Origin of the sequence: Wenzhouxiangella indolica, from assembly GCF_042310355.1 — a bacterium.
GTDB lineage: Bacteria > Pseudomonadota > Gammaproteobacteria > Xanthomonadales > Wenzhouxiangellaceae > Wenzhouxiangella.
The window spans coordinates 119,825-133,930 of sequence record NZ_JBHJMR010000004.1 but is presented as its reverse complement, the minus strand read 5'-3'; the positions used below and the strand labels follow the sequence as shown (position 1 = coordinate 133,930).

Genomic DNA, 14,106 nt, shown 5'->3' with positions numbered 1-14,106 from the left:
CATGAGTCGGCCTGAAGCCGCCGATTGGCTGATTGCCCATCGCGGCTATCCGCACGCCTACCCCGAGAACTCCCTCGTCGGCGTCGAGGCCGCACTCAAAGCCGGCGCGCGTTTTGTGGAATTCGATATCCAGTTGACGCGGGACGGGGTGCCGGTGGTGGTCCACGACGCATCGCTTGGCCGCGTCGGCGACAGCGACGAGGCGATCGCCGCGCTGGACTGGGACAGGCTGTCGCAGCGCAGCATTGGCGAGCCCGCCCGGTTCGGCGCCGAGTTCGCCCGGCAGCGCGTCCCGCGCCTGGCCGACATGCTCGCGCTGCTCGATCGGTACCCGGGTATCACGGCGTTCGTCGAGATCAAGCGCGAGAGCCTGCAAGAATTCGGTTGTGCCGCGGTGGTCGGCGCGGTGTGCAGCGCGCTGCAGCTGGCCACGACCCGCTGCGTGACGATTTCTTTCGACGCCGCCGCATTGGCGATCGCGCGCAAACAAGGCGCCGAGGCCATCGGCCTGGTCATCAAGCCCTGGAACGCGGCATCGAGACGCAAGGCCGAGCGCCTGGCGCCGGACTACCTGTTCGTCGAGGCCAGGCGTGTTCCGGGAGGAGACCGGCCCTTTTGGCCGGGCGAGTGGCGGTGGGTGGTTTACGTCGTCGACGACCCCGATTCGGCCGTCGCGCTTCGCTGCCGCGGTGCGGACATGATCGAGACCGACCGGTTCGAGCCGATGCTCGCGGCCCTGGGCGACCTGCAGTCGGCCACCAGCGGCAAGGCCCATGGCGTGAAACGCGACCGTTTCACGTTTGGAGTAGAACATACATCCGGGACAACCCCCATGGCCGAGAGCAATCAAGACGAGGGTCGACAGACCGCCGACGCATCCGAACCCTCGCGCGGCGAAGCGACGCCGAGATACGAAGAAACACCAGGCTATCCGGACCACGTCCGGTCGGTCTTTTCGGCCCCGGATGCCTTCTTCGAGCCCGGCCATCGCAGCGATCGCACGCATGCGCTGATCGATCTGGCCGTCTACGCCGCCGCGGTTTACCTGGCGGCGCTGTTTGCCCGCATCACCGGCTACTCGGGGTGGGGCTTCGAGTTCGGCTACTTCCTCGACGCGGCCAAGTCGGTGCTGACCATCGGCATTCCGCTTGCCTGCGCGGTATTCGCGCTTTCGGCCTACGGCAATCGCAGCGGCAAGTCGCATTCGACCGGCTTCTACATGGAGAAACTCGGCGCCGGACTGTTGCTGCCGGCGGTGCTGCTGCTCGGTGCGCTCTTGCTCGATCTTCTGGATATTCGCATCCACGCCTGGCTGCGCGGCCTTTCGAACATCTTCATCTACGTTCTGATCTTCACCTTCGCGTACCGGTACGCGACACCGGGCCGATTGACGGTCGCAGCAGGCTTCCTGGCCGGATTCTACGTTCTCTACCGCCTTCTGGCGCTTCTGTTCTGAGCGTGGCTCTGATCTGCGCGGTTGCGGGAGCGGTTACCGGCCTGTACTGGACCTGATGCCGGGATTTTCGCGTCCGAGCCAGCGGATCGGTCCGTACCAGGCCGTGGCCGATTGGCCGGCATTGTCGCAGTCGGTCATGATCGCCAGGGCGTCGATGTTATCGGGCTCGAGGTCGTGCAGGCGTTTGAAGTCCTCGAGCACGTTTCGCCGCTCGGTCACCCATTTGCCGAGGCGCTCCTGTCCGGAGCGCACCGCCACGACCGTGAACTGACTTGCGAAGGCGTTCTCCCAGCTGGCGCCGCCGGGCTGAGAGCTGGCCCAGACGTAGTTGATCGCGCGGCTGCGAAACGCCGGCCAGCGCTCGGCGACGACGTAGACGCGAGCCGGGTAGTCGTCGCCGCCCTTGCTGGTCTCGTCGAGGCCGGAATAGACCGCGTCCACGCGCCAGCGCCATTCCAGGATCGGTGCGTCGGCGAGTCTGTGCTCGCGTTCGAGTACGAGCCCTGAGGCGGTCGCCTTGCTGCAGCTGGCGCGAACTGCCGCGTGATCCGCGCCGGCTTCTTCGGCGCCGGTGAGCGAGTAGTCGGTCTGGCCTTTGAAGGACTGCGTCTGCCAGTCGAGAATCTCGGCCGGCGTGTATTGCTCGGACGCCGCGGTGGCGGACGAAAGTGCCGCGGCGAGGTACAGACAAATGCGCTGCATGGCCGGCTCGGAGTTCGGGTTCAGCTGCGACGTTAGCATGTCGCCCAGACGGCCATGGCAAGGCCGCGGTCGAGCCGGGGGGCGATGTAGACTGGCAGCCCCCTGTAGCGTAATTCGACACCATGCTCAGCTATCGCCACGGCTATCATGCCGGCAATCCGGCCGACGTTTTCAAGCACAGCGTTATTGTCGTGCTGGCCCGTGCCATGCAGACGAAAGAAAAGGGAATCCTTTTCGTCGACACGCACGCCGGCCCGGCCCTGTACGACCTGCAAAGCGAAGCGGCGTTGAAAAACCGGGAATTCGAGCGAGGCATCGCCCGCTTGTGGGCTGCCCGGCCGCTGCGGGGTCCGCTAGCCGAGTACCTGGCGCTGGTCGAGGCGCACAACCCGGGCGGCCGCCTGCGCTACTACCCGGGCTCTCCGCTGCTGTTTCGAGCCCTGCTGCGCCCACGGGACGAACTCGTGCTGTGCGAGCTCCATCCTGCCGAGCAGAAGGCGCTGGCCGAACAATTCGCCGGCGATCGGCACGTCCGGATTCACGCCGGCGACGGCTACAAGGCCCTCGAGAAGCTGTTGCCGCCGCACACCGCCCGCGGGTTGGTGCTGATCGATCCCTCGTTCGAACTGCGCTCGGAACTCGAGGACATGGCGACCGCGCTGCGCGCAGCACTCCGGCGCTTCGCGCACGGCGTCTACGTCATCTGGTACCCGGTCATCGACGGGCGCAATACCACGCCGGATGCCTTGCCGGCAGCACTCGGGCTCGACAGCGAGCAATGGCTGGACCTCCGAATCGAGTTTCCCGCCGAACAGCAGCTGGGAAAAATGACCGGCTGCGGCATGGCGATCATCAACTGCCCCTATCGCGCGCGGGCCGAACTTCTGGCCATGCACGCGGCCTGGGAATAAGCAGACCGGCTTTCCGGTATTCGGGCTGAACCACGACAGCGTGTGTCAGGCAGCCTTTTCCACCTTCGCGGGCCTGCTCCCCCGGGGTCAACATCCCCCGAACAATGTGGGTGCCCGCACAGACAGTGTGCTGCAACGAACGCTAGTCTCCCATCGCAGACAGGTTCTGAGGGCGTTCAGGACTGAGCTTCGACATTACCTCAGATACATCGGGCTGCGTTGAGCAAGCGGGCTTTCCCGGCCGTCTCCTGTCGCCACCGACAACATGCGAACCGGAGAGAATCTGATGAAAGCTGCCGGAGGCCCCGGCGTCGACGCGTCGAAACGCATATCCACTGCGGATTTGGGCGAGCGCTTTCTGGGCTTGATCGATGATGCCGTCTATCCCTGTGTCGGCGCGAAGTCGGCTTTGGCCCACGGATCCATCGAAACGCACGAATTCGATACACTCGGCGACAGGCACAATGACCAGCCACTGGTGGATGGGCTTTCTCGATTCGTTGCCATGATCGAATCGGACACTTGCGACAAGGACATCGCGCATTCCTACGTCGCCATGTTCCATGGACCCGACGATATGAACGAGATTCAGTTTGAGGCTTTGCTGTGGGCGCAGTTATGGCGAGCCCACAGGCTCGATGCCCTGGCGGGCAATCACTATGCCCACGATGTCAGCAACGATTCCGATAGCCCTCTGTTCTGCCTGAGTGTCGCGGGGCATCCGTTCTTCGTGATCGGGCTTCACGCGCATGCGTCGAGACTTGCCAGACGCTTCAGCCACCCGGTGCTGGTGTTCAATTCTCATCGTCAGTTCGAGAAACTTCGTGAGGATGGACGCTACTGGAAGATGCAGAAGGCCACTCGGGCACGCGATGTCGCTCTGCAAGGTTCCATCAATCCCAACCTGGCGGATTTCGGCGAGGCAAGTGAAGCCAGGCAGTACAGCGGCCGCAAGGTCGGGGCCGGCTGGCAGTGTCCTGTCAAATTCAAGGTGCGGCCGTGACCGACGGGCTGGAAGCAACGAGAATTCCCCCCTGCTCCGCGCAGACGGTCGAGCTTGCGACCGGTGATGAACTGGTGATCATCGATCCCGAAGGCCAGCAAGTGAGCGATGTGGTCGCCTTCGGGCATCCGGACGTTCGCGAGTACCTGTCTTCGGGGCGATCCCTCGACTATGCCTCACGCCTGTGGCTTACCACGGGCGATGTGCTCTACTCCAACCGCAGTCGTCCGATGTTCACCATCCTGGAAGACACCTGCGGCCGACACGACTTTACGCTGACGCCCTGTTCGAAGGATACCTTCAGAATCATCTACGGAGAGACCGAGGAGCGTCCGGGTTGCGAGGGCAATCTGGCAGCCGTACTGGCCCCATACGATATCGGCGTCGATCGTATTCCAATCGCGTTCAACGTTTTCATGCATGTCGCGGTCGACGCCGACACGGGAGAATTCGAGGTTCTGCCGCCGCGGAGCAAGGCAGGAGACTACCTGCGCCTGCGTGCCGAGATGCCGCTGCTGGTCGCGATGACCGCATGTTCGGCCGGGCAGTCCAACAATTTCCGTTTCAAGCCCATCGATTACAAGGTTGTGCGCTGCTGAAGGAACTGAGCCCGATCCACGTCGGACGTTCCGATCACCTACTGAACGGCTTGAGTACTTACCCAAGCCGTATATTGCCTGCAGCGACGATATCGGGCATGCTTGAATCGCTGGGTCGCTAGGATGGCGGCGGATGATCCGGTAGCTGCCGCCGCCCAACGCAATCGAACGGTTCGAAATTGCGATCCTTATCAGCCTCGCAACATTCTTGACGGTGGTTGTCTCAAGCTGCTGATGGATACGACCGAGACATCCGACAAATGACAGGAGGCAGTCCCGGCATGATTCGGATCCCGATTGTCCTGGCTTTCATTGCCATGGCCCTGCCCGGAGTGTCGATGGCGGCCACCCAGGTGCTCGGCTCTGCGCAAACCGAGATGGAGGAGCATCCGGAGCCACCCGGTGCTGTCGATATCGAGCCGGAAGCCTCCGATGAAGCCATCGCGGCGCGGCTTCAGCGCATTCTGGTGGCAACGGGCTGGTACGAGCAGCCGGCGGTGACGGTCGATGAAGGGGTTGCTTTCCTGTATGGCGAGGTCCGCCGCCCGGCCCATCGACAGTGGGCCGGCGACCTGGCGCGCAGCACCCAGGACGTGGTTGCGGTCGTCAATAACGTCCAGTTCATCGAGCCGGCGATCTGGGACCTCGGTCCGGCACTGAGCGGCTTGAACCAGCTCGGCAGAACGGTGCTGAGAAGCCTGCCCTATGTCCTGTTCAGTCTGTTGATTCTCGTGCTGGCCTGGCACCTGGGCGCGCTGGTAACCCGGCTACTGCGCTGGTTCACGCGCAACAGGGAAAAGAACATGTTGTTGACCGACGTGTTCGCCCGGGGTGGTGGCGTCCTGGTTTTGCTTGCCGGCTTGTATAGCGTATTTCACGTGGCTGGATTGACCAATGTCGCGCTTGCCATTCTGGGCGGCACGGGTCTCGCTGGTATTGCACTGGGCATTGCCTTTCGGGACATTACCGAGAACTTCCTGGCGAGCCTTTTCCTGAGCGCCCAGAACCCCTTCCGGACCGGCGATTTGATCGAGGTCGGGAACACTCGCGGGTTCGTCCAGAGCATGACGACTCGGGTCACTGTGCTGATGACCCAGAACGGCAACCATGTTCAGATTCCCAATGCGACCATCTACAAGAGCGACATTACAAATTTCTCGGCAAATCCCAACGAGCGAATGGAGTTCGGCGTCGTCATCGGTCTCAACGACTCCATCAGCGCTACCCAGGAGATTGGACTGGCTGTGGTGTCGGGTCATCCGTCGGTCCTGGTCGATCCCGAGCCGTGGGTTTTCGCCGAGGAGATCCGCAACGCGGCCGTTCTGATCAAGGTGTCATTCTGGTTTGATTCACGAAAAACCAACGGACTGCAGTTGCGCTCCTCCCTGATCCGGCTGACCAAGCGCGCGCTGATGGAAGCCGGTATGACGATCCAGGCCGAACAGCGTCAACTCGTGGAGCAACAGGCAGTCGACCATGCAGAAGAATCGGCCGAGGCCATGACCCCGTCCGAGGCCGTGATCCGCCCGGAAGGCGAGGTTATTCGAAACCAGGCCGCGCTCGCACCAACGCCTGAAAAGGGCGAGAACCTGCTCGATCGGTGAGACTGACCCTGTGTCGGCATCCCACTCCAAGTTCCCGAAGAAGGCCGCAGTCTTCAGTCCCATGAAGCCGTTTGATGCTGGCTGGCCAGGGCTTCGATTTTCTCGCGCAGGGCTACCAGGAAGTCATCGTGGCCGTCGCGGCCATGCAGGGCGGGCCCGACGTAGATATCGAGCATGAAGGGCACCAGCAGGCCTTCGCCGCGCGGCAGCGCCTTGCCCAGGCCGTGCATGAACGCCGGTGTGACCGGTACGTCCGGGTAGAGCCTGGCAAGCTTGGCCACGCCGCCTCGAAACGCCCCCATCTGCTCGGGCTCGCCGCGCGATCCCTCGGGGAAGATGATCAGGATCTGCCCGGCCTCGAGCGCCTTGTAGCAGCCGGCCAGCGGGTCTTCGTCGGCTCCGCTCTTTCGCGCGATGGGCAGGATGCCGATGATCTTCGTCGAGAACCAGGTCAAGAAGCGGCCCTTCATGAAGTAGTCCGCGGCCGCGACCGGCCGCACGCGGTGCAGCAGCCGGTGCGGCAGCAGCGACATCAGCACCATCGCGTCGAGATGGGAATTGTGGTTGGCGGTGATGATCGCCGGGCCGGTTTTCGGCAGGTGGTCCCGGCCGCGTACGTTCATGCCCAGCACGATACTGACCACCGGGCGGACCAGCACCGAGAAGAACAGCCAGCGCAGGACGGCGGTCATCAGTAGTGCAGGTAGTGGATGAAGTGGAAGAACAGCGGCGCGGTGTAGATCAGGCTGTCGATGCGATCGAGAATGCCGCCGTGACCGGGCAGCAGGCTGCCGGAGTCCTTGACGCCGAGATCGCGCTTGAGCGCCGAGATGGTGACATCGCCGATGAACCCGGCCATGCCGATCAGCGCGCCGGCGGCCAGGGCCTCGATGCTCGACAGCGGCGTCAGCCAGCCGGCCAGCAGCCAGGCCAGCACGATGGTCGTGGCGAGTCCGCCGACGACGCCCTCGGTGGTCTTGCCCGGGCTGACCGTGGGCAGGGCCTTGTGCCGCCCGAGCAGCTTGCCCCAGCAGTACTGCGCGACATCGTTGAACTGGGTCAGGAACACCAGGAACAGCACCAGCCCCGCGCCGCCCGCACCCGGATTGACCGCTTCGGGCAGGACCAAGAGGTAGGCGACGTGGCTGACGCTGAACACCATCGCCATCAGGCCCCAGTGCATGATGCCGGCCGCGCGCAGGAAGTGCCGGGTTTCTCCCGCCAACACCATGCGCATGGGCAGCAGCAAGAAGGCGTAGACGGGGATCAGGATGATGAACATCCCGTACCATTCCATCGCCACCAGGACGTACTGCGCGGGAATGGCCAGGTAGGCCCAGAACAGCACGCGCCGGTCGGCCCGTCGCGTCGGCACGAGCGAGAAGTACTCCTTGAGCGCCATGAAGGAGATGAAGGCGAAAAACGCCAGCGAGACGTTGCGCGACAGCGCCATGGCCACGGCGAAGATGAAGAACATCAGCCACCAGGACTGGATGCGGGCGACCACTTCCTCGCGAACCGAGTCCGACAGGCGCGGGCCGACGACGGCGACGATCAGGCTGGCGACCGAAAGCAGGGCGAAGATGCCGCCCAGGGCCTGGAGCACGACCGGTTGCAATCCGACGAACGTCATGCCGAGCGATCCCCGGCCAGGGCGCCTCTTGCCCGGTTGATGATCATCAGCAGCGACAGCGCCAGGACCAGCGCCAGCACCCAGTCGGCCCAGGGTTCGAGTGCGCCGCCCAGGCCGGCCCAGAGTGCCAGCGCGCCGAACACGAAGGCCCGATCGCTCTTGCCCATGGGGCCGTCGTAGCGCCGCTCGCCACCGAGCACCTGGCTCATCACCCCGGTCATCTCGCCGATGATGCCCAGCACGACGATCACAACGACCAGGGCCGGGTGCAGGCCGGCAACCAGGGCCAGCGGGAGGTAGAGGGCGGCATCGGAAACCACATCGCCGAGTTCATTGAGCAGTCCGCCCAGGCGCGTTTGCTGGTCGTGCTCGCGCGCGAGCATGCCGTCGATCGCGTTCATGGCCATGCGCACGAAAAGGAATCCGGGCAGCAAAAGCAGCGGCCAGGCCGAACCGGGCCAGGCGAAAAGTGACAGGCCGACGAGAATCGATAGCGCGGTCGCCAGCACGGTCACGGCGTTGGCACTGATCCCGGCCCCGGCCATCCACCCGACAAGCGGACGAAGGAGCGACTGAAAAGCCGGCTTCAGTTCCTAGATGCTGACCAATGTTGCGGGCTCCGATGGGGTGCGGACATTCTATCCAAGGAGAGTTCGGCCGGTGCCCGTCAGTCCCTGAAGGCGGCGACCATGACGCGCTTGCCGGTACTGAGCTGTTCGTAGGCGTCGGGCGGCGGCTTGACCAGGCCGACGCGTTTAAAGCCGATCTTGCCGAGGATCCACAGCAGCGCCGGCGTGCTGGGCAGCAGGCAGATGCCACGGGTGCCGGCCTCGTCGACATGGGTCGCGTCGGTTTCGTCGACGATACCGAAACAGCCCTTCATGTCCTTGACGCAGGTGTGGTGTCCGAAATCCACCGGACCGGCCATGTGCGGCGCGACCTGGGTTTCGATCAGGCACAGGCGCCCGGTCAGGGCGTGCGCGATTCGAAGCGCGCCGACCGGGTCCTCCAGGTGGTAGAGCAGGCCGAACATCAGCACGATGTCGAAGCGCCCGAGTCGTTCGGCGTCAACGGCGTGGATGTCGGATTGCACGGCACGAAGGTTATCCAGACCGAGTGCGCTCGCCATGAGGTTGCTGTCATCGACGAGCGACTGGCGGGCGTCGATGCCGAGGACTTCCCGGCAGCCGCGTTGCGCGAGGCTGGCGGCGAAGAAGCCTTGATGACAGCCCAGGTCGACTGCGCGTAGCCCGTCGAGCTCCCGCCCCCAGGTCCAGTCGAGCATCTGGTTCATCATCCGCAGCCGCGTGGCGTGAACCGGGTCGAGTTGTCCGTCGTTGTAGGTGGGCGTGACCCGGCCGCTGGGCAACTCGAAGGGGTAGAACCACTCCCGGGCCAGCACGGCTTCTTCGGGGTTCATGGTCGAAGCTCACTGAGCGCTATCGGGCTCATCCGAGTCATCTTCACGCATTCGCTCCAGTCGCTCTCTTTCTTCTTCCCGGGCGGCATCGATGATGGCCATCAGCTCGCCCAGGTTCACATCGTCGGCGGAAGGGTGGTAGACGCCGGTCAACGCGCTTTCCGCATGCAGGTCTCCGGAAGCATAGCGCGACCACATTTCCTTGCCGTATTCGGTCGTCAGCAAGTCAGGTGCGAACTTGCCGAAGAAACGCTTCATCCGATCGACGTCGCGCACGAGCATCATCGCGGCACTGTTGTTGGCCGCGGCGTTGACCGCCTGCGGCAGGTCGATGATGACCGGGCCGGTCTCGTCGACCAGCACGTTGAACTCCGAAAGGTCGCCGTGAATCAGGCCGGCGGCCAGCATGCGCACGATCTCGGCGATGATGCGGTCATGGTAGTCCCGCGCCTGTTCGGCGCTCATCGTCATGCCGTCGAGTCGCGGTGCCACGTTGCCCTCGGAGTCGACGATCAACTCCATCAGCAGCACGCCGTCGACGAAGCCCTGCGGTCGCGGCACGCGCACCCCGGCGGCCGACAGGTGATAGAGCGCATCCACCTCGGCGCTCAGCCAGGCTTTTTCCTGCTCTTTCTGGCCGTAGCGAGTGCGCTTGTTCATCGCCCGGGCGCGCCGGCTGTTGCGCACGTTGCGGCCTTCCTGGTACTGCACGGCCTGCTTGAAGCCGCGCACGTTGGCTTCCTTGAAAACCTTTGCGCAGCGCTTCTCGGCGCCGCAGCGAACGACGAAGACGTCGGCTTCCTTGCCGCTCTTGAGCGGCCGCAGCACTTCGTCGATCAGGCCGTCTTCGGCCAGGGGTTTCAAGCGGGCGGGAATCTTCATTGAACAGGATTATGACATCGATCAGGCGTGAGGGCTTCGCCCGGGGCCGGCTGGCGCAGGTGCGGTCCGGCGGATGCATGCCGCATCTCGCCCGGTGGGAACGAGCTACTCCAACGCGCTTCAACTCGGGTGGCGGTGTCGCCTGATCACCCCTATGCTGGAGGCATGCGCCTCTACAGCGGCCTGATTCGATTCCTGCGCGTGGTCGTCCACCTTTACTTCGTCGAGGTGCGGTCTTCCGGGCGAGACCGGGTGCCGGCCGAGGGGCCGTTGATCCTCGCGGCCAACCATCCGGGCTCCGTGCTCGATGCCGTTCTGCTCAGCACGCAGGTCTCGCGCCCGATCCGCTACCTGGCCCGCAGCGGCCTGTTCCGCGTGCCCATGATTGCCGCGCTGTTTCGCTCGCTCGGGGCGATTCCGGTCTACCGGCCCAATGAAGCGGCCGATGCCGGCGAGCGCAACCAGGTGACGTTTGCTCGCGTCTTCGAGCATCTCGAGGGCGGTGGTTGCATCGGCATCTTCCCCGAAGGCCGCAATTCCTCCTGGGCCCAGGTGGGGCAGTTGCGCAAGGGCGTGGCCCGCATGGCCCTGGGGGCCGAGGCGCGCAACGACTTCTCGCTGGGCCTGGTGATCGTGCCCGTGGGGATCAATCACGACCAGCGCGACCTGCTGACGTCGGATGCGCTGCTGCGTTTCGGCCGGCCGATCCGGGTCGCCGATTACCGTCAGCGCTACGCCGAGGATGAGGAAGCGGCCGTGGTGGCGATGATCGAGGAGGTCCAGCGGGTGCTTCGTCGGCAGGCCCTGCATATTGCCGATCGGCGGATCGAACGGATGGTCAATGACCTGGAGGCCGCGTTCTCGGTGGAATTGGCCGGCCTGCTCGATCATGACGAAGCGTCCCGGACCGAAGAAGGTCAGTTGTCTTTCGCCAGGCGCTGGGTGTGGCAACTGCTGCGCCTGTACCATCGTTCCAGCCACGCCGCCGGACGGGCGTTGGAGCAGCGGATTCTGTCGCGCAACCTCATCAGCACGGTCCTGTCCCGGGCGCTCGAGAATGAACCGCGCTCCGTGCTGGCGCTGAACAAGCACCTCGATCGCTACAAGGATCACCTGGCGCAGACGCGGCTGAGGGCAGCCCTGACGCAGCGCTTCGACCAGCCGGTGCGCGAACGCTGGGTTCGCCTGCGGATGACGGTTTTCGCCCTCGTGATGGCCCCGGTTGCCCTGTTCGGGCTGGTCCACAATGTCGTGCCCTACCTGGTCACGACGTTCCTTCCCCGGCTCTTTCGAGACGAAGCCGTGCGGACCTTCGCGTACTTCGGAATCGGTGTCCTGGCCTTTCTCTCGAGCTACGCGCTGTTCGGTTACTGGCTTTGGCAAACGAGCCAGTTCAGCGCGCCCTGGATCGCGACCTATCTTGCGGCGCTGCCGCCGACCGGGTTCGCCGCGCTGGGCTATCGCCGAACCATCATGGCTTTCCGCGACAAAGTCCTGTTGCGAACGGTGATCTTCGATCGAACGCAACTGGTCGAACTGCTGCGCGGCGAGCGTGAATCCCTGTTCAGGCGATTCCAGACGCTGAGCGAACGCTACCGCGACTGAACGGGTCCGAGCGCGACGCGCGGTCACTAATCCACCGGGCGTGGTTCACGAGAGAGCCGTTGCGTCGTGAAGATGCCTGCGCACCAGGGCGCCGCTTGCCACCAGCGATTCGATGTCGAGCGAGCCTTCGAATATCCCGGGGTCATCGGCGCGGCGCTCGAAGCCCGTCCAGCTGTCGCGACCGGAATCCTTGGCCTCGTAGAGGGCGGCGTCCGCGATCTTGAGCGCCAGGTCGAAAGCCCTTGAGGGATCGTCCACGCGCAAGTCAACGGTCGATACGCCCATCGAACAGGTGATGGAGAGATCTCTGCCGGGCGCTTCGAAGTCGGTGGCGCGAAGCTGGTCGGCCAGGCTGCGGCATCGCTCCGACGCATCGGAGATGCGTGCGCCGGCAACCAGCCAAAGAAACTCTTCGCCACCCCAGCGAACCAGGACATCACCGGGGCGCGCAACGTCACGGAGTACCCGGGCGAAGCGCGCGAGTACCCGGTCGCCCACCGGATGCCCGAAGCGGTCGTTGATGCCCTTGAATCGGTCGAGGTCGATCAGCACCAGCAACACTGGCACTTCAGCAAGCGCCCGGGGCAGTTCCGACTGCAGCAGGTGGCGCAGCGAACGGCGGTTGCCCAGGCCGGTCAGTTCGTCCTCGAAGCTTTGTCGCTGTAGCAACACGTTGGTCTCACCCAGCGCCTTGCGCTGCTTGTCGATTTCACCGTTCTTTTCCGCAAGCAGGCGATTGGCGCGGATTCGGACCTGCAGCAGGCGCAGCAGCAAGACCAGGATCAGAGCGAGGGCGGCCACGCCCGTGAGAAGAAGGGTGCGATAGTGCTGCTGGCGGACTTGAATCGATTCCATGGCCGCCAACCTGGCTTCCCCGGCCATGCGTTCGCGTTCGGACTCGGCCAGCCGGCGCTCACTGCGCTCGAGGTCGAAAGCCGATTGCAGTTCGGCGACCCTTGCCTGGGCATCGGCCGATGCCAGTTCCTCGGTCAGTTCACGGTACTCGCGCATCATGGCCAGGGCTTCCGTGTACCGACCCAGCTGCTCGAGATTCTCGACCAGCACGGGATAGAGCTCGAGCCGCTTGGGCTTGATGTCGGCCTCGCGATACGCCGCCAGCGATTGTTGCAGTGCAGCGTCTCCGTCCTGCCGGCGCCCGAGCTGAATCAGGGTCTCGCCGATGTTCTTCGTCGAGATGGCCAGCGAGCCGGTGTCGTTTGCGGCGCGGTTGAGTTCGGCCGCCCGCTCGAAATGGGTCAATGCCTCCTCCGGCCGATCGAGTTCGCGCAGCACATAGCCGAGGTTGCTGATGACCGAAGCATTTGGTCGACCCTGCGCCTCGCCGACCGCCATGCCGTCCTCGAGGGCGCTCAGCGCGGCCTCGAGCTTGCCCTGCTCGGTCAGGGCGGCGGCCAGGTTCGAGTAGATCCCGGCGATATCCGTGTCCTCGGGACCCAGCCGATCGAGGGCCAGGTTGGAGAACGTGACTGCCTGCTCCCAGTCCTTGAGGTAGATCGACAGGCCGCCGATATTGCGCAAAAGCTGAACCGACGGGCCGTCCTCGGTCTGCTCGAAGAGTCGATGGGACTCCAGCATGGCACTGAGTGCGTCGTCGAGCTCGCCCTGCTGGGCGAGCGCGACGCCAAGCGAGCTCTTCAGGTTGGCCTGCTCGGGGATCGTCCTGTCGGCAGCGTCCATCCCGGCGAGCCGGAACAGCCTTTCTGCTGATTCGAACTGGCCGCGCCAAAGGCTCAGGTTGCCGTACGCCTGATGCAGGAGTGATCGCTCCGGACCGGCGGGCAGGCGCTCGGCGAGCTCGGCGTACGCCGGGCCTGCCTCGGTCTCGAAATCGAGTTTCGCGGCCGCGCGCGCTGCCGAAATAGCGGCTCTCAGGACTTGTGAGCGAAACGCGTCCGGCAGCGCGGGGTCCTGTATCCAGGCCGCGGCCTCCGGACGGGCCCGGGCGAAGTCCTGTTCGAGCCATTCGGTCATCGCTTGTAGCGACCCGGCCCGCTCGGTTTCGGACGCATTCGCATGGGGCTGGGCGACTTCGGCCTGCGCGCGCGCAGGCTGCGTCTGGCCGTTCGATGGCGCGGGCAGAATGGCCCACAGCGCGATCAGCACGGCGGAGATAGCCAGGAAACGCTTCATCGATGATCCCCTTTCGTCGCCAGAGCGCCGAAGCGGCGCCCCTTGGGCCTGGTCTGGAAAGCCTTTCCGGCGGGCGCTGGATTCTCCCGCGGGTCGAACGGCCAGGCTGGTCGAATCCGGAGTTTACTCCAGGTTCACAA

General features: G+C 64.5%; 13 protein-coding genes. 6 read left to right on the top strand and 7 right to left on the bottom strand.

Features of this window, described 5'->3' with window-relative positions:
• Window position 1: 1 nt before the first annotated feature.
• The gene (locus ACDC67_RS07125) at window positions 2–1,456 is read left to right on the top strand and encodes a glycerophosphodiester phosphodiesterase family protein (protein ID WP_376691828.1); all 1,455 of its coding nucleotides are present in this window, start codon (window positions 2–4) and stop codon (window positions 1,454–1,456) included.
• Window positions 1,457–1,489: 33 nt separating this feature from the next.
• Here the strand turns inward: ACDC67_RS07125 and ACDC67_RS07120 are convergent, their stop codons facing one another.
• Window positions 1,490–2,197 (bottom strand): DUF3047 domain-containing protein, encoded by a 708-nt coding sequence (locus ACDC67_RS07120; RefSeq protein WP_376691827.1) that lies wholly within the window; start codon window positions 2,195–2,197, stop codon window positions 1,490–1,492.
• An 83-nt stretch (window positions 2,198–2,280) separates the two neighbouring features.
• Here ACDC67_RS07120 and ACDC67_RS07115 point away from each other — a divergent pair, with 83 nt between their 5' ends.
• The 4 genes from ACDC67_RS07115 to ACDC67_RS07100 all read left to right on the top strand — a co-directional run bounded on the left by ACDC67_RS07115 (window position 2,281) and on the right by ACDC67_RS07100 (window position 6,275).
• Window positions 2,281–3,069, top strand: a complete 789-nt coding sequence (locus ACDC67_RS07115) for a 23S rRNA (adenine(2030)-N(6))-methyltransferase RlmJ (RefSeq protein ID WP_376691825.1) — start codon at window positions 2,281–2,283, stop codon at window positions 3,067–3,069.
• A 286-nt stretch (window positions 3,070–3,355) separates the two neighbouring features.
• On the top strand, window positions 3,356–4,072 hold the full coding sequence (gntA, locus tag ACDC67_RS07110; protein WP_376691823.1) for a guanitoxin biosynthesis heme-dependent pre-guanitoxin N-hydroxylase GntA: 717 nt from the start codon (window positions 3,356–3,358) through the stop codon (window positions 4,070–4,072).
• Complete coding sequence (locus tag ACDC67_RS07105; protein ID WP_376691821.1) at window positions 4,069–4,671, top strand: DUF1989 domain-containing protein; 603 nt, start codon at window positions 4,069–4,071, stop codon at window positions 4,669–4,671. The genes gntA and ACDC67_RS07105 overlap by 4 nt, the downstream gene beginning before the upstream one ends.
• Window positions 4,672–5,009: 338 nt before the next feature.
• Complete coding sequence (locus ACDC67_RS07100) at window positions 5,010–6,275, top strand: mechanosensitive ion channel domain-containing protein (RefSeq protein ID WP_376691820.1); 1,266 nt, start codon at window positions 5,010–5,012, stop codon at window positions 6,273–6,275.
• A gap of 53 nt (window positions 6,276–6,328) precedes the next feature.
• Here the strand turns inward: ACDC67_RS07100 and ACDC67_RS07095 are convergent, their stop codons facing one another.
• The 5 genes from ACDC67_RS07095 to ACDC67_RS07075 all read right to left on the bottom strand — a co-directional run bounded on the left by ACDC67_RS07095 (window position 6,329) and on the right by ACDC67_RS07075 (window position 10,210).
• Window positions 6,329–6,967, bottom strand: a complete 639-nt coding sequence (locus ACDC67_RS07095; RefSeq protein WP_376691818.1) for a lysophospholipid acyltransferase family protein — start codon at window positions 6,965–6,967, stop codon at window positions 6,329–6,331.
• On the bottom strand, window positions 6,967–7,908 hold the full coding sequence (locus ACDC67_RS07090) for a phosphatidate cytidylyltransferase (protein WP_376691816.1): 942 nt from the start codon (window positions 7,906–7,908) through the stop codon (window positions 6,967–6,969). Before ACDC67_RS07090 ends, ACDC67_RS07095 begins: the two co-directional genes overlap by 1 nt.
• On the bottom strand, window positions 7,905–8,453 hold the full coding sequence (locus tag ACDC67_RS07085) for a CDP-alcohol phosphatidyltransferase family protein (RefSeq protein WP_376691815.1): 549 nt from the start codon (window positions 8,451–8,453) through the stop codon (window positions 7,905–7,907). The genes ACDC67_RS07090 and ACDC67_RS07085 overlap by 4 nt, the downstream gene beginning before the upstream one ends.
• A 122-nt stretch (window positions 8,454–8,575) precedes the next feature.
• Entirely contained in the window at window positions 8,576–9,328 is a 753-nt protein-coding gene (locus ACDC67_RS07080) for a class I SAM-dependent methyltransferase (protein ID WP_376691813.1), read from the bottom strand.
• Between the two features lie 9 nt (window positions 9,329–9,337).
• Window positions 9,338–10,210 (bottom strand): PA4780 family RIO1-like protein kinase, encoded by an 873-nt coding sequence (locus ACDC67_RS07075; RefSeq protein ID WP_376691812.1) that lies wholly within the window; start codon window positions 10,208–10,210, stop codon window positions 9,338–9,340.
• A gap of 165 nt (window positions 10,211–10,375) precedes the next feature.
• Between ACDC67_RS07075 and ACDC67_RS07070 the strand changes: the two genes are divergently transcribed.
• Entirely contained in the window at window positions 10,376–11,815 is a 1,440-nt protein-coding gene (locus ACDC67_RS07070) for a 1-acyl-sn-glycerol-3-phosphate acyltransferase (RefSeq protein WP_376691810.1), read from the top strand.
• Window positions 11,816–11,860: 45 nt separating this feature from the next.
• Here the strand turns inward: ACDC67_RS07070 and ACDC67_RS07065 are convergent, their stop codons facing one another.
• The gene (locus ACDC67_RS07065) at window positions 11,861–13,966 is read right to left on the bottom strand and encodes a diguanylate cyclase (RefSeq protein WP_376691808.1); all 2,106 of its coding nucleotides are present in this window, start codon (window positions 13,964–13,966) and stop codon (window positions 11,861–11,863) included.
• Window positions 13,967–14,106 lie beyond the last annotated feature (140 nt).